This window comes from Bilophila sp. T19-St14 (assembly GCF_059728385.1).
The window spans coordinates 2,077,510-2,098,462 of the sequence record NZ_BAAGFT010000001.1 but is presented as its reverse complement, the minus strand read 5'-3'; the positions used below and the strand labels follow the sequence as shown (position 1 = coordinate 2,098,462).

The window sequence follows — 20,953 nt, the reverse complement described above, 5'->3', positions numbered from 1 at the left end:
GTGTTTGGATGTATTTGTATCGGTTAAGGAGTCTATTTATAAATAAAGTTGATAACTCAACCGGGCATTTCTTATAAGTCTTTGAAAAAGGCATCAAAACATGAAAAAGACCCATCGCCAAAACATTGTCAGTTGCCCCAAGGAAATCACCGTTGACCTGATTACCGAAGAGGAAGCCGCCGCCATATTGGGATTGAAGAAATCCACCATGCAACAACGCCGCTGGCTGAAACAGCCGCCCGCCTACGTGAAGACGGGGCGATTCATCCGTTACCGCATGGCGGATATTGTCGACTACATCAATTCCTGCGTTGTGAACCCGAAGGTGGAAGGGTGAGGCATGGCGAGAAAGAAGAGGCCGGATTTCAATCAAGTAGAATGGGCAAGGCGGGCATCCTATCCCCATTCGCGGGAAGAGTGCCGGGATTGTGTCCACTACGGCATGAGGCCGCCCGTGTGCAACAGTCTGGAAAGGCATTTCCTCCGTTTGCCGGAAGAGGCCGACGAAACGCAAGAGTGCCCTTTCCGGGAAGAGGAAACGGCGGAATCTGGACAGTGGACATTTTACCATCATTCACGGGAACAGTGCCGCGAATGCTTCTTTTTCAGCCGGAACCCTCCCATGTGTACCAACCTTTCAGTGGGGGCGCTGTACACGCGGGAAGAGTTCGCAACATTGCCGGAATGTCCTTTTCGGGAAGCCATGTTGATGGAACCGCGTGCGGTTTCGGCGGATTGGTTACGTTGACCGTGTGCAGGATATGAGGGTTTTGATATGCCAGTAGACGATCTCAACCAGATTTTTGGGGATAAGCTCCGGGAGGCCGGGCTTGCCGTTGAGCAGGTGGAGATGGACGGCCTTTTGCACCGTTGCGGGACGGTTGCCAAGCCGGGCGGGAAGGATGGCGCTTATATCGCCCATGCCGATTCTCCAGCTTCCATCTGGTGGCAGAACTGGCAGACGGGGGAAGACGGCACATATTGCCCCGTCAAGAAAGGCACTATGACCGCCGCCGAACGGGACACGCTGAAAAAGCGGATTGCGGAAGCCCGTGCCCGGCGCGAAGCGGAAGAGGAGCGGCGGCACGCAAAGGCCGCCGAAACCGCCGCAACGCGCTGGAGTGAGGCAAGCGACGCGCCCGACAGCCACCCTTACCTTGAACGTAAGATGGTGCGTTCCTACGGGTTGCGACTGTGGGGAAATCAGTTGCTTATCCCGCTCCATGATGAAGCCGGAAAGCTGGTATCCCTCCAGAGCATAGACCCGGACGGCGAGAAGCGTTTTCTTGCTGGCGGAAAGACGCGGGGCGGCGCGTTCTTCATTCCGGCACGGGATGGAAAGACGGCTACCGTGCTTATTGCCGAGGGCTACGCCACAGCCGCATCCGCGTGCATGGCGTCGGGCTATGCGGCGTTTGTGGCTTTCAATGCGGGAAACCTCTTGTCTGTAGCAATGCGGGCGCGGCGGCTGTTCCCGGAATCCAAGCTGATTGTGGTTGCTGACGACGATTGGCAGACGGAAGAGAAAACCGGGAAAAATACCGGATTGAAGGCGGCGGAAGAGGCCGCCCGGCGCGTTGGCGGTTGGCTTGCCGTGCCTCCCGTCCGGGGCATCCCCGGCGCGTCTGATATAAATGACCTGCATCAAAAGGGCGGCATTGATGCCGTATGGCGTTGCCTCACTTCCGCCCGCACCCCAGACGACGAACAGCCACAAAAAGAGTACATGACCGCGCCTGACGGCTCCGGGGAAAGTACGCCTTCATCTGCCGCAATCGGGAACGGTCTCCCCGCTTCCGTCTTGCCGGAAGGGTATTTTCTGATAGCGGACGGCCCACGGGCTGGCCTGTACTGCGTTGAGCGGCGAAGAGGCGAAGAACAGGAAGTGCGCTTAGGGCCGCCGCTGTTTATTCGGGGCATGACACGGGATGCGGACAGCAATGAATGGGGATTGTGGCTGGAATGGAATGACCCGGACGGCAAATTGCACCAGTGGGCGATGCCTCTTGAGCTTCTTTCCCGGTACAATTCGGACTGGCACGCTACCCTTGTTCGCGGCGGCTGGCTTGGAGACCCGCGCCACAAGAGCAAGGTAGCGGCGCTTTTGTCTATGGTGCGCCCAAAGGAGCGTGTCCGGTGCGTTCCCTGCGTGGGCTGGCACAAGGACGCCTTTGTATTGCCAGATGTGGCCTATGGTGCCGTGGGGGAGTCAATAGTGCTCCAATCAGCCAATCATGCCCGCCTCTATGATACGGGGGGGACGGTGGAAGACTGGCGGAAACTTGCCGGGCTCGCGGAAGGAAACAGCCGCTTTGCCCTTGCCGTATCCGCCGCCTTTGCCGGAACGCTCTTGCGTCCCGCAGGGATTGAGTCCGGGGGCTTCAATTTCGTTGGTGGTTCGTCCACAGGGAAAACTACGGCGCTGCGTTTAGCCGCGTCTGTATTGGGAGGCAAGGAACACCTCCGAAGTTGGCGAACAACGGACAACGCGCTCGAAAGCATCGCCGTCCATCACAATGACACAACCCTTATTCTTGACGAATTGGGGCAGGCATCCGCCCGCGCCGTTTCGGAAGCGGCGTATATGCTCGCCAACGGGCAAGGGAAAGCCCGCTCCGGGAGGGATGGAAGCGCACGCACGTCTCATCAATGGTGTTTGCTGCTCCTGTCGTCCGGCGAGGTTGGGCTTTCGGACAAGATGGCGGAAATAGGGCAACGCACAAAGGCCGGGCAGGAGGTGCGCCTTGCTGACATTCCCGCCGATGCCGGGTGTGGTATGGGGATTTTTGAGGAGTTGCACGGCTTCCCGGATGCGGGGGCGTTATCCCTTCACATCCGGGAAGAGTCGGAACGATGCCACGGGCACGCGGGGCGGCTGTTCCTTGAACGGCTGACGGAACACCGGGAAGAGGTGCGGGACAGGCTCCGGGAAGTCTTGCCTTTGTTTGTTTCCCGTATCTGCCCCGCCAATGCTGACGGACAGGTCAAGCGCGTGGCCTTGCGTTTTGCTGTGTGCGCGGCGGCGGGTAGCCTTGCGGAAGATTGGGGGATTGTCCCTTGGAAGCCGGGGACGGCCTTTGAAGCCGCCGAACAGTGTTTTGCCGTGTGGTTGCGAAACCGTGGCGGGGCCGGGGCGTCTGAGGATGCGGCGGTAGAGTCTACCACGCGCCTTTTCATAGAACAGTACGGCGTAAGCCGTTTTCAGGATATGGACAATCCCACAACAACCTGCATCAACCGTGTTGGATTCCGACGAAGCATAGAGGACGGGAGAACGGAATACCTCGTTTTGCCGGAAGCGTTCAAGGTGGAAGTGATAGCGGGGCACAACCCCACAAGGGCCGTCCGCGTTCTGTCTACGGCGGGATGGCTGGTACGGGATTCAGAACGGGACGCCACAGTGAAGAGGAACCTCCCCGGACTTGGGCGCGTACGCTGTTACGCTATCCGTTTGCCTGTGGAGGTTGACGACGATGCTTGAATGTTTCGCGGAGAAGCTACGGAAGGCAGAGGAAGAGACGCCGCCGCGTCCGATATGCCCGTCTGTCCCGGAAAGGAAGCCTCCCCTTGTGGTGGATATGGTGTACGCGCCAGACAAGCCCGACGTGGAAGCGCCAATCACAATTGACGCCGCCGCATCCTGTCTGGGGTATCCGGCCCGGTGTGTGGGGTGCGCTGAATATCGCGGAACCACACGGCGATTTTGTAGGCGTTTTCACTGGTGGGAACCGTGGCCCGTCCCGGAAACGGGGGAATTGCCCACGGTGGTGATTGTGGGTGGAGAAATCCGGCATGTGTACGGGGATGGAACGGAACGTGTTGTGAGAAAAAGAAAGGCTTCCGGTGGATAGGAAGCCTTTCCCGCGCTGGCGCTCTTGGCGCTCCGGCTCTGTGCCGTTGATTCGGTGTTAGACCCCTTGTCAATGAATCTCCGGCATTGCAAGGGCTTTCAGCCGTGCATTGCCCCGGCAGGCCCACGGTTTCGCGCCCGAACCAACAAGACGCGAAAAAAATAATACAGTGCGCCCGGAAGGTCAAAGGGGCTACGGATGGCCTTTTGCCGTGCCCGCCGCGTGAAAGGCGGGGTAACACTCATTTTGCCGTATACCGCATGGCGCGGGGATGCGGTTTTTTGTTGTACAATGGTAAACGGTTGTATGATATGGCTGGTTTTCGTGCCGTACCCGTAAAAATGGTGGAAAATAAGCAAAAATAAGCGCCAACGTGCGCATTATAGACGGAATGTGAGAAAATTTTGAACAGAAATTAGGAAATAAGACCTGTTGACGGCACGCGGCAGACATGCCAGCCTTATAGATTCCCCGCAAGTGTACCCCGATTGGGAAGGGGCGCGGGCGTGTTTATGTCTGCGGTATGTAGGTTCAATTCCTGCCCTTGCGGGGTTTTTGTTGTGCCTTTGACATGATGTCGGGCAACTGCAAACGCATGACGTTTCAGGATGGACGCCCCGGCGCATCCAAGCTGCCGCACCTGCCCCGTATGGAGACCGCAGGCCGGGCGTGGACGCCCGGAAAGGCCAGCCGCCAAGGGAAAGGCCGTCCGGTGCGGCGCGCGTCTCCCATGCCTCCCACGGGCCGCATCCGGCCCATGCCCTTCCATCCGTCCCGTCTGATGTCCCCATGAAGTCGGGCGCGCCCGACATGCCCGACATACGCCCGACATAGGGAAAGCCATGTCGGGTAGGAAAAAGCGTTGATATGCCTTGCTGTTGTTGGTGGCCTGCCCGACATGCCCGACTTGCCCGACATGATGTCGGGCAACTGCAAGCACATGACGTTTCAGGATGGACGCCCTGACGCATCCAAGCCGCCGCACCTGCCCCGTATGGAGACCGCAGGCCGGGCGTGGACGCCCGGAAAGGCCAGCCGCCAAGGGAAAGGCCGTCCGGTGCGGCGCGTGTCTCCCATGCCTCCCACGGGCCGCATCCGGCCCATGCCCTTCCATCCGTCCCGTCTGATGTCCCCATGAAGTCGGGCGCGCCCGACATGCCCGACATACGCCCGACATAGGGAAAGCCATGTCGGGCAGGAAAAAGCGTTGATATGCCTCGCTGTTGTTGGCGACCTGCCCGACATGCCCGACTTGCCCGACATGATGTCGGGCAACTGCAAGCACATGACGTTTCAGGATGGACGCCCTGACGCATCCAAGCCGCCGCACCTGCCCCGCATGGAGGCCGCAGGCCGGGCGTGGATGCCCGGAAAAGGGGGATGAAAAAGTCTGATTTTTGTATTCGTGCGGGGAATGGTGCGGGGAAAAGAAAAACCCCTCACAGATTGCCATCTGCAAGGGGTTGATTTCACTGGTGCGCCCGGCGCGATTCGAACGCACGGCCTTTAGCTCCGGAGGCTAACGCTCTATCCGACTGAGCTACGGGCGCGGAGTTTCCCCGTAAGGGGGCACCACAGACTTGGGAAGCTAGCTCTTGTGCCGCGTCCTGTCAAGCTGTATGCTCCGGTACCGGGAGCGTGCCGCGGCTTATTCCGTGTCGGAGCCGTGCCTTCGTGTCCATCCCTTTGTTATGCTCCCCCTTCTTTTTCTTTATCTTTAAGGAGTATCCCATGAGCGTTTCCGTTACTTGGTACGGTCATTCCAATTTTAAGGTTTCTTGCGGCGATGTGACTGTTTTCATCGATCCTTTCTTCACGCACAACCCTTCCTGCCCCGTGACGTGGAATGAGGCCGGGAAGCCGGATTTGGTGCTCGTCACCCATGACCACGGCGATCATACGGGTGACGCCGTGGCGATCTGCAAAAGCAGCGGCGCGACCTGCGGCTGTATCGTCGGTACGGCCGAACGCCTGATCGATGCCGGGATGCCGCAAGCCAGCATCCCCGCCGGGATCGGCTTCAACATCGGCGGCACCATCGAAGTGAAGGGCGTCCGCGTCACCATGACGCAGGCTTTCCACACTTCGGAATCCGGGGCCCCCGCAGGGTATGTCGTGACCATGCCGGATGGCTTTACCTTTTACCATGCGGGCGATACCGGCCTTTTCTCTTCGATGGAGCTGATAGGTTCGCTGTATCCGCTGGATCTTGCGCTGCTGCCCGTGGGCGGCTTCTTCACGATGGACGGGCTGCAGGCCGCCCATGCCGCGCGCCTGCTCAAGCCCAAGGCCGTGATCCCCATGCATTGGGGCACATTCCCGGTTCTTGCACAAGACCCCTCGGCTTTTGCGTCACACCTTGCGTCCGTGGCCCCCGACGTCCGCCTTGTCTCCATGAAGCCCGGCGACAGCACCGCGTTCTGAGCACGGAGGTGCCCCATGACGATCATCGAACACGGCGAACTGGTTCGCCGCGCCTTGGAATATGTGCAGGAAGAACGCTGCCGCCGCCCGGATGCGCCGCTTTCCTCCCTGCTTGACGAAGCGGGCATGCGCTTCAACCTGACGCCGTTGGACGCGGCCCAGCTTGCCCGCCTTTTTTCCGAAAAAGGACAGGAGCCTTCCGACCCGTGCAAACGCTAACTTCGCATCCCTACAGGACGTTGCCCGATGCCTTCACTTCTTCAGAGACAGATATTTAAAGAAATCGCCAACCTGTTCGTCCTCGCCGTGGGAGTGCTGCTGACGCTTATCCTCATCAGCCGGGCGGTGCAGATGCGGGAACTGTTTCTGGGGCTGGATCTCGGCATCCTGGATACCGTCCTGCTGTTCGGCTACATGACCCCGCTGTTCCTCATGCTGGTGATCCCCATCGCCTGTATGCTCAGCGTCTTCCTGACCTTCCTGCGCATGAGCACGGATCGCGAGCTGGTCGCCCTGCGCGCGGGGGGCATCAACATTTATCAGATGCTTCCCGCGCCGCTTCTGTTCAGCGTGATCTGCATGCTGCTGACGCTCTGGGTTTCCCTGCATTGGCTGGCGTGGGGCATGGGGCATTTCCGGGAAACGATCCTTGAAATCGCCAATACCCGCGCCCGCGTCGTGGTGCAGCCCGGCGTCTTCAATACGGACTTCCCCAATCTGGTGCTTTTCGCCCGGCAGGTGAACCCCGGTGACGGGGATATGGCGCAGGTTCTGGTGGACGACCGTTCGCACCCCGAACGCCACATGACCATCCTCGCCCCGGAAGGGCGTTTCGATACCGATACCGAACGCGGCGAGCTGGTGTTCCTGCTCAAGGAGGGCAAGATCTACACCACGGACAAGAAGGGCTCCTCGGTGCTGGCCTTTGACGAATATAAGGTGCGGCTGCCGCTGGACTCCCTTTTCAAGAGCCTTGATCTTGGGGATGTGCGGCCCCGCGAGATGTCATGGAGCAAGCTCTCCAGCATCACACGGGAGGAGGCCCTCAAAGTGGATGTGAATTACGCCAACAAGCTGGAGGTGGAGCGCCATAAGCGCTGGGCCTATCCGGTGGCGTGCATCGCCCTGACCCTCTTTGTGCTGCCGCTGGCTTCGGCCTTTGAGGGGCTGCACAGGCAGACGGGGCTTATGCTGGCCCTCGCCATGTTCTTCGTTTATTACAGCCTGATGTCACTCGGCTTCAGTACGGGCGAGTCCGGGGCGATCCCCCCCTCCATAGGGTTGTGGGTTCCGAACATCCTGTTCCTTTGCCTCGGCATCTACGGGCTTTGGCTGACGGCGCATGAGCGAACGCCGCATTTGGCGACTTTCTTCCGCAACTTGCGGGTACGGAGGGCGTCATGAGTTTGCTTTTCCGGTATCTGACCAAGAACAACGCGATGATCCTGCTGCCGACCCTTGCCGTCGGCATCGGCCTGTACGTGCTCACAGACCTGTTCGAGCGGCTCGACAACTTCATTGAGGCCGGGCTGTCCGTGGGCATGGTGCTCACTTACTTTATCGTGAAAATGCCGCTTGTGATTTCCCAGATCCTGCCGGTGATTTTCCTGCTGTCCGCGGTCATCCAACTGTGCATCATGGCCCGCAGCCGCGAATTGACGGCATTGCAGGCCGGGGGCATCTCGCTCGGCGTGGTGGCGAACTCCATGATCCTCTGCGGCATCTTCTGGGGTTCCGTCCAGCTTGGCTTTTCCGAATATCTGGGCGTTGCCGGGGAGCGCGAGTCCGCCCGCATCTGGCAGGAGGAAGTCCGCAAGAAGAACCTCGCGGCAACGGTACTCAAGGACGTCTGGTTTACGGACGGGGACTGGATCGTCTCGCTCGGAACGCTTGACCCCAAGGCGCACGGCACGGGCTTCGCCGGGTATGAACTGTCCGAGGACGGCCTGAGCATCAAGCGCATCGTGCAGGCGGCCACATTCACCGCAGCGCCCAACCACTGGGCCTTGCGGGATGTGCGCGTCTATACGCCCGACACCTTCACGCAGGTGCAAGAACCGGACTTCGTCATCCCGCTCAGGCAGGATCCCGAAACCTTCCGGCTCGTCAATACGGGCACGAAGCCGCAGCAGTTGCCGCTCTGGCAGCTTGGGGACGCCATCAGCCAACTGAAGTCTTCCGGTTCCAACGTGGAGGCGCTCCGTACGGCGTGGCACGCCAAGCTGGCCTATGCGGCGTCGATTCTGGTCATGGCTTTCGTGGCGACGGCCATCGTCTCGTGGAAGGACAACATCTATATCGCCGTGACCGTGGCGCTGCTGTGCACATTCCTGTATTTCGCGGTGTATACCCTCGGCACGACGCTTGGACAACGCGGCATCCTGCACCCCTTCCTCGCCGCGTGGACCGCGAACATCATTGCGCTGTTCCTTGCGTTCTGGCGGCTTGTCCCCTTGCTGCTGCGAAGGAAATAGCCCGGCGGAACTTTAACTGGAGGGGCGAGGAAACTTTTTTGAAGAAGGGGGAACACCCCCATGTTTTCCTCGCCCCTTCTCTCTCTCTCTCTCTCTCTCTCTCTCTCTTCCGCCACGTCTTTCCTCGTTCCTTTCAAAGGCTTTTTCCTTTACGAATCCCGCCCATTCGTTTTTCCTGCGGCGGCGGAAAAGTGCTTCCTTTGGCATTGAGGAGCAATGTGTTGCCGTTGCCGGAGGATATGATTGGCATATTCATCAAGAGGGTGACTATACGGAATTCCCCCCAACCTTTTGGTCGGCAAACCTCATGGCTGAGAAACTGTATTTCATTGTTTGAAATGTAAAAAATAAGGCTGTGCCATAGAAAACGGTTGATGCTTTATTTCCTTGAAATTCCAAAGAAATAACCAATAAAATTCCCCAATCACAGAGCCCATCAGCGGAAAATTTTGAGAAAAAGCATATATTTCAGTATATTGCTGAAACAAAACAACCATATACTCTGACAGAGCCAAAAATAAACTATCAACAAGTTACTACGATGCAGCTGTACCTTTGCAGCGGGCCAGTGGAAAACGGCATCTCTTCGCGGGCGTAGTTTAATATGAATCCCGCTTGAAAATTTTTAACATGGCTCTGCCATAGCATGTGGCTGTGTTATTTTCACAGTATACTTAAGTTGTGCCGTCAATGAGATATAATACATTGAAATTATTTAAGGGGTGGCCTAGCTAAGGGAAAATAGTTAGGATAGCTCATGTATGAACGGCGAAGCAGACTAAGTTTGCGTCAACAGTCTGAATTGATAACACTATTCGTGGCAGGGGCAACAGCCCGCACTGCCGGGGAACTTGTGGGCGTTCACCACAACACAGCGGTTTCCTACTTTATGCGTCTCAGGCACCTGATTGCCGCTCATTTGTCCAGTTATCGCCTGTCAGGGGAGGTTGAAGCCGATGAAAGCTATTTTGGCGGGGTCAGGAAAGGGAAACGCGGGCGCGGGGCAGTGGGAAAAATAGTGTTTTTGGGCTTGTTAAAACGCAGTGGCAAGGTTTACACGGCCATAATCCCTGACGCCCGCACAGAAACGCTGATGCCTATCATTGAGGAGCAGGTTGAGCCGGACAGCATCGTCTACACAGACACTTTCAAGGCGTATAATGCGTTGGACGTAAGCTGCTTTCATCATCACCGAATCAATCATAACAGGCTGTTTGCCAAACGAGTGAATCATATCAATGAGATAGAAAATTTTTTTGGAACCAGGCAAAACGGCATTTGCGCCGCTTTAACGGCATCAAGCCAGAACATTTCTACTGGTTCCTGAAAGAGTGTGAATGGCGATTCAACGGCGGCAACCATAAAGAGCTCTTAACCCAGTTAAAGTATTGAGTAAACATTAGCCTTAGCTAGGACAACCAAAAGATTATTTTTGGTATTTTTAAATAGTTATATTCAAAATGACGACACGGTCTAAAATACAAGTTTTTTTAATTCTTCGTTGATGGATTTCATGATTGGGGGCATTTTATTGGTTTATTCCTTTGGAGTTTTAAGAAATACGGCATCAACCGTTTTCCATGACACAGCCTTCACCATTGAAATACACATTCCCCAACATGAAAACGGACTCAAGAAAGCCTGCGAACAGGGATTCGATAAGTACAAAAGTCTTTGAAGAGGAGGGGGTGGGGTTTGGGGAGGGGGAGGAGAAACTTTCTCCAGAAAGTTTCCCCTCCCCCTCCCCAATTTCCCAATAGCCTTATTACCCGCCTACCCGCCGATGGCGGTCATGCGCCGCTGGGCCACGGCGTTGCGGCGGCGTTCGAGGAGCCGCGCCCCGATGGGCTTTTCCCGTGTGGCGAGGGTGACGATGCGGCGGACGGCTTCGATGCCGAGCCTGGGATGCCGCAGGGCATTGCAGAGCCGGTATTCCCGGTCGTCGAACAGGCATGTCCTCAGCGCACCGTCGGACGTGATGCGGAGCCGGTTGCAGTCCGTGCAGAAATGGCTGGAAAGCGGCGTGATCAGGCCGAGGCGCCCAAGGCCGGGGCCGTCCGGGCCGGAGAGGGCGTAGAGCCGGGCGGGGCCGCCGCTGCGCTGCCCCTGCTCCACAGGGGCGACGGAGACGAGCCCCTTGACGGCGTCAAGGATGTCCGGGGCAGGCCAGAAACAACTGTCCGACCAGCGCGTGCCTTCGCCCATAGGCATGAATTCGATAAACCGCACATCGACGGGGTGGCGCATGGCGTAATCGACAAAGGCGGGCAACTCGTCGTCGTTGAAGCCGCGCATGGCGACCGCGTTGAGCTTGAAGGGGATGCCCGCGTCGAGAAGGGCATCCATGTTCTCCCGAACCTTATGGAACAGATCGCGGCCCGTAACCCGCTCGAACTTGTCCCTGTCGAACGTGTCGAGGGACAGGTTCACCGCGTTCAGGCCGATGGCTTTCAGAGTGCGGATATGGGGGCCGATCAGCGTCCCGTTGGTGGTCACGCGGATGTCGAGGGCGGGGTGTGCGGCCCGCAGGCGTTCGAGGAACTCGGCGAACCCTTTGCGTGCGAAAGGCTCGCCGCCCGTCAGCCGGACTTTTTCCACGCCCATGTCCATCGCCATGTCCACAAGCTGCTCCATCTCCTCATAACGCAGGACGGATTCGTGGGGAATGAACGTCTCCATGCCGCTGCGGCAGTAGGTGCAGCGCAGGTTGCAACGGTCGGTGACGGAAAGGCGGATATAGCGGACGGCCCTGCCGTGGCCGTCTTCCAGCGAGGCGGCGGGTTCGCACGGATGGGCGGAGGGGGGGATTGCATTCATGGGACTGCCCGGTGGTTGTGCGCCGTAAGGGGCGGCGCGGTGGGGGAAGCCTTTACCGTACCCCCTCCTCGGCGGCGTGGCAAGCCGTACCGTACCTTTGCTCACATGCGGCTTCAGCCATACGTTTGGCCCGCTCAAGTTCGTCCGGGAAATTGATGTTGAAGAAGGGCAGGGCTTCGGCCTTGGTATAGGCGACGCGCGACTGCCGCCCTTCGGGGATCACAAGGTTGAGCTGCCGGAGGCTGCGGGCATGGGCCTTTTCAAAGAAGGGCAGGCAGGCCGGTTCGTAGATGGAGACGAGCGCCTCGATGAATCCCGTTTCCGCCTGCTGGAACGTCGTCATCAGCGTTTCGGGGGAACGGGCGTTGCGGACGTCGATGAGGCGGCGCAGCGTGGGCGCGTCCATGAACGGCAGATCGCACGAGAGCACGAGGAGCGGCTGCCGGAGCTCCCGGAGCGCGGCCCATACCCCGCCGAACGGCCCAAGGCCGGGTTCCGCGTCGGGGATGGAACGGATGCCGGGCAGGGCCGGAACAGCTTCCCCTGACGCGGGGGCCCGGCACGAAATGGCTACGCCGTCCGTACACGCGGCGAGAAGATCGGCTGTGCGGGCCAGCATGTCCCGCCCGTCACCGGGCAGGCGCAGGCGTACCTTGTCCTGCCCAAGCCGGGTGGAGCGCCCCCCGGCCAGCACGACGCCGATCATGCGATCCTGCCTTCTCCGGCGAAGACCGTGAGCCGTTCCTCGCGGGGACGGCAGAAGCCGACGACGGTCACGGGATGGGCGGGATGGAGCCTGTTTTGCTGCCGGGCCATTTCCACGGGCGTGGAGGTGACGGCGCTGCGGCTGATGAGGAACGAGAACCCCGCCCGGCGCGCCTTGGCGTAGAGGCTGGACGTGATGCGGGCCGAGACGAAGAGCACGGTTTCCGCCGGATCGATGCCGTTGAGACAGGCCCAGCCCGCAAGCCGATCGAGGCAGTTGTGCCGCCCGATGTCTTCGGCAAGGCGGAGGAAGGCCCCGGCCTTGGGATCGAACATGCCCGCGCGGTGGAAGCATCCCGTGGATTCCCAGAGCAGGGGGCAGGAGCCTTCCAGCGTCAGGAATGCGTCCATATGCTTGACGATGGCGTCGGGCGTCATGACGATGGAGGGCGTTTCGTCGTGCCCTTTTTTCTCCATGCGCTTGAGCTCCACGGCAAAGGCGTGTTTCGCGTCGATGCCGGGCGGGACGGATACGGCGCGCACGCTCCCGGACATGCGGAACGGCGAGGGGCCTGCTTCGGGGCCGAGATGCCGGCGGTCGAGCAGGACGTGCCCAATCGCCAGCGGCTCAAGATCGTCGGGCCATGCCCACAGGCGGCAACTGCTTCCATGCCACGAGACGTATACGGGTTCCTCCGGGCTGACTGCGTCGTCGATATGCTGCCACCCGCCGTCTTTCCAGCGGGTGACGGAGTAGGACAAAGGGGTATTCATGGGTTGGCCACCTCTGCGGAGGGGACGAAGGCGAGCCTGTCGCCGTTGTTCAGGATGCGATCCGGTTCGGCATGAACCCCGTTGACGAGGAGCAGGGTTCCCGCGGATCGGATGTTGAGGGCGCGCATGGCTTCGCCCGCCGTGGTTCCTTCGGCCACGTCCAGCCTGCCGGTTTCGGGCGTGTGCGGGGGCAGCGTTGCGAAGCGGCGTATTTCTATCAGCATGGGAAGACTCCTTGAGCCCCATCCTAGCGGATACCGCAGGTTTTTTGCAAGGCCGGGAACACGCGGTGCCGCGGTTCGGGGCCAGTGGAAACGGAAGGCTGTGTTATAGAAATGGTTGATGCTTTTTTCCTTGAAGCTCCAAAGGGATAACCGGCAAAATGCCTTGGCCGTGTATCCCGCCAAGGGGAAAACGGGAAAAAAGGCTCTATTTTTCACCGCACTGTGGAGATGAAGCAACCACATACCCTAACAGAGCCAAACGGAATGCCGCGGATAGGGGGTCAATAAACGCGAAAGCCTTTGAAGAGATGGGGTATTCGCTTTTGCAATGAAGCATGCGGCTTTCATCTCCACAGCACGGTGAAAATGCGGCCTTTTTCTCCAGTTTTCCCCTTGGCGGACTTCATGGCTGAGGCATTTTGTCGGTTATTCCTTTGCAGCTTCAAAGTAAATGTCCCAGAGAAGCGTGGGACTCCCCCCTTCTCCAGAAAGTTTCTCCTCCCCTCATCAACACATTGTTATTCCTGAAATATACGTTTACCGGTCGCTCCACACGGCGCGCCCGGCCTTGAGGCGGAGGCGACCAAGGGGAAGCCCGCGCCAGAACAGGGACGCTTCCTTGCCGGGCAGCCCCGTGTCAAGGCTTCCGCCTTGCAGCAGGCGTTCGAGGGCGGGCACGTCGTCGACGTCGAGGCGGGGAGTGCGGCGGGGTTCCGGATCAAGCAAAGCCCTGAGCCGCGCCGAAGGGATAAGCCCCTGTGCCGACGCCTTGCCGAGGGCCATGCCCTGCCAGCGCACGGCGGCGGGCAGGTGCGCCAGCGCCGGGGCGGGCAGGAAGTGGAGGGAATCCTCGAACGCCGCCAGATCGCCGGGGGGGAGCAGGGAGGGGGACAGCCCGAACTCCTCAAGGAAAGCCGGGGGGATCGCGCGGTAGGCCGCCGTGGACGCCTCCCCTTGGGCGAGGCCGGGCGCGGCGGCGGAGTCGCCGGGTTTGCGCAGCAGGGCGATATAAAAGCCCTGCGCGTTGGAGGCGTCCTCGTCCACCCGGAGCGTGCCTTCGCAGCCGGGGAGTTCCGGCGCGGCGAAAACGAAGCCGGGGAACGGCTCCAGCGGGATCAGTTCAAGGCCGAGCCCTTCAACGGCAAAACGGACTTGCCCTTCGTTCTCGTCCACATTGGTCGTGCAGGTGGAATAGACGAGCTTTCCGCCGGGGCGCAGCAGGCGGCCCGCTTCCGTCAGGAGCTTGCGTTGCAGATCCAGCATGGGCTTGAGGCGGTCGCCCTGCCAACGCCTGATCGCCTGCGGGTTCTTGTCCGTGGTTCCCCAGCCGGAACAGGGCGGATCAAGGAGGATGGCATCCCACGAGGCGTCGGGCAGGGGCAGGGACTCGCCGGGCCATGAGCAGGTCACGGCCTGGAGGAGGTTGAGCGCGGCGAGGTTGCGGCGCAGGTTCGCGAGGCGCGGGCGGGCCGGTTCGTTGCCGAGCACCAGCCCCCCGCGGCCCACAAGCTGCGCGAGGAGGCCCGTCTTGCTGCCGGGGCTGGCGCACATATCGAGCACGCGGGCCCCTTCGCCGGGCGCGAGGGCCAGCGGCGGGAGCATGGACGAACGATCCTGAATGTAGACGTACCCCCAGAAGGCGGCGAGGCTCCTGCCGAGCGGGAACGGCTCCCGGAGCAGCCGCCTTGCCAGCGGAGAAAACGGTTCCGGCTCGAAAACGAAGCCTTGTGCGCTGAGCAGCGCCTCGACGGACGGGATCTGTTCCGGGCCGCAGACGAGGCGGAAAGAACGGCGGAGGGCGGGGGTGTCGGTCATACTATCCTATTTAGAAAAAACGCGATAAAGGGTTTTTGGCACTTTCCGTTTCCGGCGTTGCGCTTGCGGAGACGGGGAAGTCTATAGTATGGTAAAAAAAGTCGACCGGGCTGAACCGGCGAATCCTTCCAAGGAGTTTACGAATGCATCTGATATTCCGTACGGCTCTGATGCTGTGTACAATGCTGGTATTTGTGGCGCAAGCCCTTGCCGCCGATGTGCGCAGCTACGCGGTGCTGCCTTTTAAAGTGAGTGGTTCCAGCGGGTTCACCTATCTGGAAAAGGCCATTCCGTCCATGCTGAACTCCCGCCTGTACTGGCAGGGACATTTCCAGCCCGTTGCCGACGCCGCACTCGCCAAGGCCGGGGCCGTAAGCGATGCCGGAAGCGCCGCCAAGGCCCTTTCCGCCACCGGTGCCGACTATGTTGTCTGGGGTGACGTGACGATTATAGGCGACAGCGCCAGCCTTGATGTCCGCGTCCGTGACAAGGCGGGCAAGGAATGGCGCAAGGGCGCGAAAACCCGCGTCAATGACCTTATCGCCACCCTTCAGGGCGTTTCCGACAGCATCAACGCCGAAGTCTTCGGGCGCGGTGGTTCCGGCGTCGTTGCGGCGGCCCCGGCTGCGAGCGCCGGGCAGGCGAACCCCAATTTTGTCCAGAAGGAGGCCACGCAGAGCCAGGTCTACCTGAACCCGCAGTTCCGTTATCAGGGCAGCGACGGCACGCGTTACCGCAGCCAGACGCTTCCCTATGCGGCTGTGGGCATGATCGTTGCCGACGTGAACGGCGACGGCAAGAACGAGGTGGTCGTGCTCGGCGAAAAGCGCCTTTACGTGTATCAGTGGCAGAACGAGCGCCTCGTGCAGCTTGGGGAATACAGAATCCCCACCCGCATGATGCCGCTTGCGCTCCGCAGCATCGATCTGAACCGCGACAGGGCTGAGGAAATCATCCTGACCGCCTATGAGGAAGACTACACGCAGCCGTATTCCATGATCCTGAGCTTCAAGGGGAATACCTTCACCGAAGTGGCGGAACGCCTTCCCTACTATCTGAACGTGGTGCGCATTCCCCCGGATTACATGCCCACCCTGATCGGCCAGAAGGGTGATCCGTCCCGCATTTTCTCGCGTGGCGGCGTGTATGAGATGATGAAGCAGGGCAACAGCCTTGTGCAGAGCAAGAAGCTGGATCTGCCGAGCGGCGTGAACGCCCTGAACTTCGCATGGCTGCCCGGAACGCCGGGCAAGGAAACCGAAAAGCTCGTGGTGCTGACCGATGAGGAACGCCTCCGCGTGTTCTCAAGCAACGGCTCGCAGTTGAACCAGACGGACGAGAAGTTCTCCGGATCGGCCATCGGCATCGCCGAACAGACGCAGATGCCCGGCATGGGCAAGGACAATATCCTGATCCCGTCCAAGTATTTCGTGCCGGTGCGCATGATCCCCTCGGATCTGGAACAGGACGGCACTTGGGAACTGCTGGTCAACAAGCCCATTTCGGTGTCCGCGCAGTTCTTCGAGAACTACCGCTTCTTCCCTGAGGGTGAAGTCGAATCCCTGTATTGGGACGGCGTGGGCCTCAGCCTTCAGTGGAAGACCCGCCGCATCAAGGGTTCCGTTGTGGACTTCGCGCTGGCTGACCCGAACAACGACGGCACCAAGGATCTTGTGGTCTGCCTGAACACGCCCCCCGGCGCGCTCGGCCTCCAGAACCGCAAGACCGTGGTGGTCTTCTACCCGCTGGATCTCAGCATGATGGATCCGAAGACGGCCCCGGCGCTCGACTAGCGGCGGATAAGAGGGGGCCTCCCGCAGCAAGGGCAGGCAACTGAAAGGCATCCATATGGCGCAGGCTTCGTTCGCGGGGCCTGCGTTTTTTTTGTTTGGCTGTGCCATAGAAAACGGTTGATGCTTTATTTCCTTGAAATTCCAAAGAAATAACCAATAAAATCCCCCAACCACAGAGCCCGCTGGCGGAAAAACTTTGGTAAAAAGCATATATTTTCAGTATGTTGCTAAACAAAACAACCATGTACTCTGGCAGAGCCTTTTGTTTCCGCTCTGGGGGGATCTTGTTCTCGTAATGAGAAAAAAGCGTTCGCAATCCGGGAGAATTCTCATTTCGGGAACGGCGGCACCTGAAAATGCTGAAAAATCCGCTTCAAAATGGGGATGATAGCAAAACACCACATTGGCCCTATCCTTGCTTTGGAGGGGCATTCCGGGATGTGCCCGGATGTTCCCCGTTTACCCTGCTGCCGCATCGGGAGGTTCGCAATGGACAATGCCATGCTTTATCACATCAATACGCAGTGCCTGCGGCCCGGCTCAGGCGCTTCCTTGGATATGCTGAGCGCCGCCGAAGCCCGGCGCGCCCGGCGTTTCCATGCCGGTTTCGCGCAGTACGCGCCCACGCCCCTCGTCCCCCTGCCGTATCTGGCCTCCACGCTCGGCCTTGGGAACATCCGGGCCAAGGACGAGTCGAAACGCTTCGGGCTCAACGCCTTCAAGGTGCTCGGCGCTTCCTATGCGATGGGCCGTTACCTTGCGGAACGGCTCGGAAAACCCATCGACGATCTGACGCCCGCCGATCTCTGTTCCCCCGCCGTGGGCGAGCGGCTTGGGCCCATTACCTTCGTATCCGCCACGGACGGCAACCACGGCCGGGCGGTAGCGTGGACGGCGCAGCAGCTCGGCAAGAAGGCCGTCATCTATATGCCCAAGGGTTCCGACCCGGCGCGGCTGGAGAACATCCGCAGCCACGGCGCGGAAGCCGGCATCACGGATCTGAATTATGACGACGCCGTGCGCCTCGCGTGGAAGATGGCCTGTGAAAACGGCTGGGTCATGGTGCAGGACACGGCTTGGGACGGCTATGAGGACATCCCCACATGGATCATTCAGGGCTATGCCGCGCTTGCTGTTGAGGCGCTCGCCCAGTGGCGCGCCGAAGAGCTTGAGCCCCCGACGCATCTTTTCCTTCAGGCCGGAGTCGGCTCTTTCGCGTCCGGCGTGCTCGGCTACATGGCCTCGGAACTTGGCGACGCGCTCCCCAAGACGATCATTGTAGAGCCGCACGCCGCCGACTGCATTTACCGTTCCGCCCTTGCCGGGGACGGCCTGCCGCATAACGTCACGGGCGATCTTTCCACGCTGATGGCGGGGCTGGCCTGCGGCGAGCCCTGCACCGTGGGGTGGCCCATCCTGCGCGACTATGCCTCGGCCTATGTTTCCTGCCCCGATTATGTAGCCGCCAACGGGATGCGCCTCTACGCCGCCGCGCGCGGCGGTGACGCCCCCATCGTTTCCGGCGAGTCCGGTGCGGCGCCGCTCGGCGCGCTCGATCACATCATGCGCAACCCCGCCCTTGCGCCGCTCCGCGAAGCCCTTGGGCTCGGCCCCGATTCCCGCGTCATGCTCATCAGCACCGAAGGCGACACCTCGCCCCGCGTCTGGCGTGACGTCTGCTGGTACGGCGGGCACGGTGACGGGCTGCGGGTGGGTGAGTAGGATATGAGATTGGGGAGGGGGAGGAGAACCTTTCTGGAGAAAGGTTCTCCTCCCCCTCCCCAAACCCCACCCCCTCCACTCCCAAGACTTTCGGCCTTATCGAATCCCCCTTGTCGGTTTTGCCTGTGGCTTGCAGGGGATTGGTTGAGGCGGGACAAAAGGGGACGGTTCCATCCGGGGGACGGATGGGGCCGTTTTTTGGGGGGAATGGGGCGTATTGTTTTGGGGATAGGGTTTCTTTTGGGGGCTGTCAGAGTATGTGGCTTTCATCTCCACAGCACGGTGAAAATACGGCCTTTTTCTCCAGTTTTCCCCTTGGCGGACTTTATGGTTGAGGCATTTGGCTGGTTATTCCTTTGAAGCTCAAGGGAAAAGGCATCAATTCCATGGCACAGCCTTCTTTTTCAATGCCGTTATGCCGTTTCAAAACGCAAGCTCCTCGATAGGAAGTTGTTCTTGCCGCCGGGGGCGGAGTCCCTTACCATCGGCGGAGACATTCAACAAGGAAGGATAGTGCCTGATGTCATCCTGCAAACGCTGCGGCCAATGTTGCCGCCTTGGGGGGCCGGTGCTGCACAAGGACGACTTGTCCCTGCTCGATCGCCTTGATGCCCCGGCCAAGGAAACCGTCCCGTTCGGCATGGCCGATCTGGTCACGTTGCGTACCGGCGAGCTGGTTCGTGACGATGTGCTCGGCACCCTGACGCCTCTTGAGGGCGAATGCGTAAAGCTGGCCCCGTCCAGGGGCCGGACGGATTGGGAATGCCGTTTTCTCGTCCGTATGCCGGACGCCTTGCCGGGCCGGGACGCCGGATGTGCGATTTATGGCCGCCGCCCTTCCCAGTGCCGGGCGCTGAACTGTTCCGACACGCGGGGCATCGCCGAGCTGTACGCCCATGACCGGGCTTCCCGCGCGGATGTGATGCGGGCCGTGGGCGCGCCGGAGGAATGGCTTGGCCTGTTCCCCGCCTATGAGGAAATGTGCGCCTATTCGCGCATCGCGCCGCTGGCGAAGCTTGTCATGCCGCCGATCAATCCCGGCACGCCCGCCGAAAAGGAAGCCACCGAAGCCCTGCTGGAAACGGTGCGCTACGATATTTCGTTCCGCCAACTGTGCGTGGAACGCGGCAACATCCCGGAAAGCTGTCTTCCCTTCCTGCTTGGGCGTCCGCTTTCCGAAACGCTCTTCATGTTCGGCTTGGCCCTGACCCGGAACAATAACCGGATGGGGCTTGTCCGCCGGAGTGAGGGAAGCTATGGTGGCCCCGTATTTCCCGACGGGAAAGATCTTTACAGATAATCGCACCATCAAAGGAGCGTTTGCCATGCCTACTCCTCCATGTATCCTCACCATCGCCGGTTCCGACTCCGGCGGCGGCGCGGGCATTCAGGCCGACCTCAAAACCATTACCGTTATCGGCGGGTTCGGGATGAGCGTCATCACCGCTCTGACCGCGCAGAACGGCGTGGGCGTCGCGGGCATCCATGCCCCGGAACCGGGCTTTGTGGGGCTTCAGCTCAAAACGGTTCGGGAAGGCTTCCCCATCGCCGCGGCCAAGACCGGCATGCTGTTCTCCGCCGAAATCATTGAGGCGGTCGAGGCCGGATTGCAGGGGCGCGAGTTCCCGCTTGTGGTTGATCCCGTCTGCGTAAGCCAGAGCGGGCAGCGGCTCCTCCGCGAGGATGCGGTCAATGCCTTGCGCTGGCACATTCTGCCCAAGGCCGATCTCCTGACGCCCAACCGCCCGGAGGCGGAACTGCTCGCGGACATGAAGATCGATTCGGAAAAGGATGTTGACGTCGCCGCGCGCAAGCTCCTCGATATGGGCCCCAAGGCCGTGCTCATCAAGGGCGGGCATTTCGGCTCGGCCTCCGATGCCGAATTCACGGACTGGCTGGCCCTGCCGGGCGAACCGCTTGTTGCGTTGAGGCAGCCCGGAGTAAAGACCTTGAACAACCACGGCACAGGCTGCACGCTGTCCGCCGCCATTGCGGCCTATCTGGGGCTTGGGCTCGGAATCCGGGATGCCATCGTGCACGCCCAGAAGTTCCTGAACCATTGCCTGCGCCACGGGTACGCGCCGGGGCTCGGTGCGGGCCCGCCCAACCACGCCTCATGGATTGCCAAGCGGGTTGACGAATAGCTTCCCCGGCGGAGAAAAGGGGACGTCCGTACGCCGCTGCGCCCGGAACGCCGTTTTGGGATCTTTTCTCCGCCATAGCATTGTTTCCGGCTCTGTCAGGGGAACTGGTTGTTTTATGTCTAAAATATGCTGAAAATATAGGTTCTTTCTCCGGTTTTCGCTGATGGCCCCATGATTGGGGGGATTTTATCGGTTATTCCTTTGGAATTT

Annotated in this window: 20 protein-coding genes, 2 tRNA genes and 1 pseudogene; 17 read left to right on the top strand and 6 right to left on the bottom strand. The window is 60.1% G+C overall.

Features of this window, described 5'->3' with window-relative positions; all coding sequences use genetic code 11:
* Window positions 1-100 precede the first annotated feature (100 nt).
* The 8 genes from AC6I1V_RS09000 (at window position 101) to AC6I1V_RS08965 (ending at window position 5,235) form a co-directional block, all read left to right on the top strand.
* The gene (locus AC6I1V_RS09000) at window positions 101-337 is read left to right on the top strand and encodes a helix-turn-helix transcriptional regulator (RefSeq protein WP_486853464.1); all 237 of its coding nucleotides are present in this window, start codon (window positions 101-103) and stop codon (window positions 335-337) included.
* A 3-nt stretch (window positions 338-340) separates the two neighbouring features.
* Window positions 341-748 (top strand): hypothetical protein, encoded by a 408-nt coding sequence (locus tag AC6I1V_RS08995; protein WP_486853465.1) that lies wholly within the window; start codon window positions 341-343, stop codon window positions 746-748.
* Between the two features lie 27 nt (window positions 749-775).
* On the top strand, window positions 776-3,481 hold the full coding sequence (locus tag AC6I1V_RS08990; RefSeq protein ID WP_486853466.1) for a DUF927 domain-containing protein: 2,706 nt from the start codon (window positions 776-778) through the stop codon (window positions 3,479-3,481).
* Complete coding sequence (locus tag AC6I1V_RS08985) at window positions 3,474-3,851, top strand: hypothetical protein (RefSeq protein WP_497736968.1); 378 nt, start codon at window positions 3,474-3,476, stop codon at window positions 3,849-3,851. The genes AC6I1V_RS08990 and AC6I1V_RS08985 overlap by 8 nt, the downstream gene beginning before the upstream one ends.
* Window positions 3,852-4,323: 472 nt before the next feature.
* A tRNA-Asn gene (locus AC6I1V_RS08980) sits at window positions 4,324-4,401 on the top strand.
* Between the two features lie 45 nt (window positions 4,402-4,446).
* A complete protein-coding gene (locus AC6I1V_RS08975) occupies window positions 4,447-4,644 on the top strand; it encodes a hypothetical protein (protein WP_486853467.1) in 198 nt (65 codons plus the stop codon).
* A 69-nt stretch (window positions 4,645-4,713) separates the two neighbouring features.
* Window positions 4,714-4,989: a hypothetical protein gene (locus tag AC6I1V_RS08970; RefSeq protein ID WP_497736967.1), complete on the top strand. Its 276-nt coding sequence runs from the start codon at window positions 4,714-4,716 to the stop codon at window positions 4,987-4,989.
* Window positions 4,990-5,058: 69 nt separating this feature from the next.
* Window positions 5,059-5,235, top strand: a complete 177-nt coding sequence (locus AC6I1V_RS08965) for a hypothetical protein (protein WP_497736966.1) — start codon at window positions 5,059-5,061, stop codon at window positions 5,233-5,235.
* Window positions 5,236-5,324: 89 nt separating this feature from the next.
* Here the strand turns inward: AC6I1V_RS08965 and AC6I1V_RS08960 are convergent.
* Window positions 5,325-5,401, bottom strand: a tRNA-Arg gene (locus tag AC6I1V_RS08960).
* 181 nt (window positions 5,402-5,582) lie between these two features.
* Here AC6I1V_RS08960 and AC6I1V_RS08955 point away from each other — a divergent pair.
* The 5 genes and pseudogenes from AC6I1V_RS08955 to AC6I1V_RS08935 all read left to right on the top strand — a co-directional run bounded on the left by AC6I1V_RS08955 (window position 5,583) and on the right by AC6I1V_RS08935 (window position 10,141).
* Window positions 5,583-6,275, top strand: a complete 693-nt coding sequence (locus tag AC6I1V_RS08955) for a metal-dependent hydrolase (protein ID WP_308771567.1) — start codon at window positions 5,583-5,585, stop codon at window positions 6,273-6,275.
* A 15-nt stretch (window positions 6,276-6,290) separates the two neighbouring features.
* Entirely contained in the window at window positions 6,291-6,494 is a 204-nt protein-coding gene (locus tag AC6I1V_RS08950) for a hypothetical protein (protein WP_308771568.1), read from the top strand.
* A gap of 27 nt (window positions 6,495-6,521) precedes the next feature.
* A complete protein-coding gene (gene lptF / locus AC6I1V_RS08945; RefSeq protein ID WP_302551357.1) occupies window positions 6,522-7,679 on the top strand; it encodes an LPS export ABC transporter permease LptF in 1,158 nt (385 codons plus the stop codon).
* The gene (locus tag AC6I1V_RS08940) at window positions 7,676-8,749 is read left to right on the top strand and encodes an LptF/LptG family permease (protein ID WP_486853469.1); all 1,074 of its coding nucleotides are present in this window, start codon (window positions 7,676-7,678) and stop codon (window positions 8,747-8,749) included. Before lptF ends, AC6I1V_RS08940 begins: the two co-directional genes overlap by 4 nt.
* A gap of 757 nt (window positions 8,750-9,506) precedes the next feature.
* Window positions 9,507-10,141 (top strand): annotated as a pseudogene (locus AC6I1V_RS08935) (IS1595 family transposase).
* Between the two features lie 381 nt (window positions 10,142-10,522).
* On the opposite strand, the gene moaA reads toward AC6I1V_RS08935, so the two are convergent.
* The 5 genes from moaA to AC6I1V_RS08910 all read right to left on the bottom strand — a co-directional run bounded on the left by moaA (window position 10,523) and on the right by AC6I1V_RS08910 (window position 15,084).
* Window positions 10,523-11,566, bottom strand: coding sequence for a GTP 3',8-cyclase MoaA (moaA, locus tag AC6I1V_RS08930; RefSeq protein ID WP_486853470.1), 1,044 nt, complete (start codon window positions 11,564-11,566; stop codon window positions 10,523-10,525).
* A 52-nt stretch (window positions 11,567-11,618) separates the two neighbouring features.
* On the bottom strand, window positions 11,619-12,272 hold the full coding sequence (mobA, locus tag AC6I1V_RS08925) for a molybdenum cofactor guanylyltransferase (RefSeq protein ID WP_486853471.1): 654 nt from the start codon (window positions 12,270-12,272) through the stop codon (window positions 11,619-11,621).
* Window positions 12,269-13,045 carry a formate dehydrogenase accessory sulfurtransferase FdhD gene (locus AC6I1V_RS08920; protein WP_302551351.1) on the bottom strand — a complete coding sequence of 259 codons (777 nt, stop codon included), beginning with the start codon at window positions 13,043-13,045 and terminating at the stop codon, window positions 12,269-12,271. Before AC6I1V_RS08920 ends, mobA begins: the two co-directional genes overlap by 4 nt.
* A complete protein-coding gene (locus AC6I1V_RS08915; protein ID WP_302551350.1) occupies window positions 13,042-13,269 on the bottom strand; it encodes a MoaD/ThiS family protein in 228 nt (75 codons plus the stop codon). The genes AC6I1V_RS08920 and AC6I1V_RS08915 overlap by 4 nt, the downstream gene beginning before the upstream one ends.
* Window positions 13,270-13,806: 537 nt before the next feature.
* Window positions 13,807-15,084 (bottom strand): NOL1/NOP2/SUN domain family protein, encoded by a 1,278-nt coding sequence (locus AC6I1V_RS08910; protein ID WP_486853472.1) that lies wholly within the window; start codon window positions 15,082-15,084, stop codon window positions 13,807-13,809.
* 143 nt (window positions 15,085-15,227) lie between these two features.
* Between AC6I1V_RS08910 and AC6I1V_RS08905 the strand changes: the two genes are divergently transcribed.
* The 4 genes from AC6I1V_RS08905 to thiD all read left to right on the top strand — a co-directional run bounded on the left by AC6I1V_RS08905 (window position 15,228) and on the right by thiD (window position 20,743).
* Window positions 15,228-16,877 (top strand): FG-GAP repeat domain-containing protein, encoded by a 1,650-nt coding sequence (locus tag AC6I1V_RS08905; protein WP_497736965.1) that lies wholly within the window; start codon window positions 15,228-15,230, stop codon window positions 16,875-16,877.
* A gap of 489 nt (window positions 16,878-17,366) precedes the next feature.
* A complete protein-coding gene (dpaL, locus tag AC6I1V_RS08900; RefSeq protein WP_337432130.1) occupies window positions 17,367-18,599 on the top strand; it encodes a diaminopropionate ammonia-lyase in 1,233 nt (410 codons plus the stop codon).
* Between the two features lie 520 nt (window positions 18,600-19,119).
* Window positions 19,120-19,899, top strand: coding sequence for a YkgJ family cysteine cluster protein (locus AC6I1V_RS08895; protein WP_486854727.1), 780 nt, complete (start codon window positions 19,120-19,122; stop codon window positions 19,897-19,899).
* Between the two features lie 25 nt (window positions 19,900-19,924).
* Entirely contained in the window at window positions 19,925-20,743 is an 819-nt protein-coding gene (gene thiD / locus AC6I1V_RS08890) for a bifunctional hydroxymethylpyrimidine kinase/phosphomethylpyrimidine kinase (RefSeq protein ID WP_302551345.1), read from the top strand.
* Window positions 20,744-20,953: the final 210 nt, after the last annotated feature.

What these genes read in the sequence shown, in the direction of transcription:
- AC6I1V_RS09000 (WP_486853464.1), top strand. Translation starts at nt 101, where the DNA reads ATGAAAAAGACCCATCGCCAAAACATTGTCAGTTGCCCCAAGGAAATC.
- AC6I1V_RS08995 (WP_486853465.1), top strand. Translation starts at nt 341, where the DNA reads ATGGCGAGAAAGAAGAGGCCGGATTTCAATCAAGTAGAATGGGCAAGG.
- AC6I1V_RS08990 (WP_486853466.1), top strand. Translation starts at nt 776, where the DNA reads ATGCCAGTAGACGATCTCAACCAGATTTTTGGGGATAAGCTCCGGGAG.
- AC6I1V_RS08985 (WP_497736968.1), top strand. Translation starts at nt 3,474, where the DNA reads ATGCTTGAATGTTTCGCGGAGAAGCTACGGAAGGCAGAGGAAGAGACG.
- AC6I1V_RS08975 (WP_486853467.1), top strand. Translation starts at nt 4,447, where the DNA reads ATGACGTTTCAGGATGGACGCCCCGGCGCATCCAAGCTGCCGCACCTG.
- AC6I1V_RS08955 (WP_308771567.1), top strand. Translation starts at nt 5,583, where the DNA reads ATGAGCGTTTCCGTTACTTGGTACGGTCATTCCAATTTTAAGGTTTCT.
- AC6I1V_RS08950 (WP_308771568.1), top strand. Translation starts at nt 6,291, where the DNA reads ATGACGATCATCGAACACGGCGAACTGGTTCGCCGCGCCTTGGAATAT.
- lptF (WP_302551357.1), top strand. Translation starts at nt 6,522, where the DNA reads ATGCCTTCACTTCTTCAGAGACAGATATTTAAAGAAATCGCCAACCTG.
- AC6I1V_RS08940 (WP_486853469.1), top strand. Translation starts at nt 7,676, where the DNA reads ATGAGTTTGCTTTTCCGGTATCTGACCAAGAACAACGCGATGATCCTG.
- moaA (WP_486853470.1), bottom strand. Translation starts at nt 11,566, where the DNA reads ATGAATGCAATCCCCCCCTCCGCCCATCCGTGCGAACCCGCCGCCTCG.
- mobA (WP_486853471.1), bottom strand. Translation starts at nt 12,272, where the DNA reads ATGATCGGCGTCGTGCTGGCCGGGGGGCGCTCCACCCGGCTTGGGCAG.
- AC6I1V_RS08920 (WP_302551351.1), bottom strand. Translation starts at nt 13,045, where the DNA reads ATGAATACCCCTTTGTCCTACTCCGTCACCCGCTGGAAAGACGGCGGG.
- AC6I1V_RS08915 (WP_302551350.1), bottom strand. Translation starts at nt 13,269, where the DNA reads ATGCTGATAGAAATACGCCGCTTCGCAACGCTGCCCCCGCACACGCCC.
- AC6I1V_RS08910 (WP_486853472.1), bottom strand. Translation starts at nt 15,084, where the DNA reads ATGACCGACACCCCCGCCCTCCGCCGTTCTTTCCGCCTCGTCTGCGGC.
- AC6I1V_RS08905 (WP_497736965.1), top strand. Translation starts at nt 15,228, where the DNA reads ATGCATCTGATATTCCGTACGGCTCTGATGCTGTGTACAATGCTGGTA.
- dpaL (WP_337432130.1), top strand. Translation starts at nt 17,367, where the DNA reads ATGGACAATGCCATGCTTTATCACATCAATACGCAGTGCCTGCGGCCC.
- AC6I1V_RS08895 (WP_486854727.1), top strand. Translation starts at nt 19,120, where the DNA reads ATGTCATCCTGCAAACGCTGCGGCCAATGTTGCCGCCTTGGGGGGCCG.
- thiD (WP_302551345.1), top strand. Translation starts at nt 19,925, where the DNA reads ATGCCTACTCCTCCATGTATCCTCACCATCGCCGGTTCCGACTCCGGC.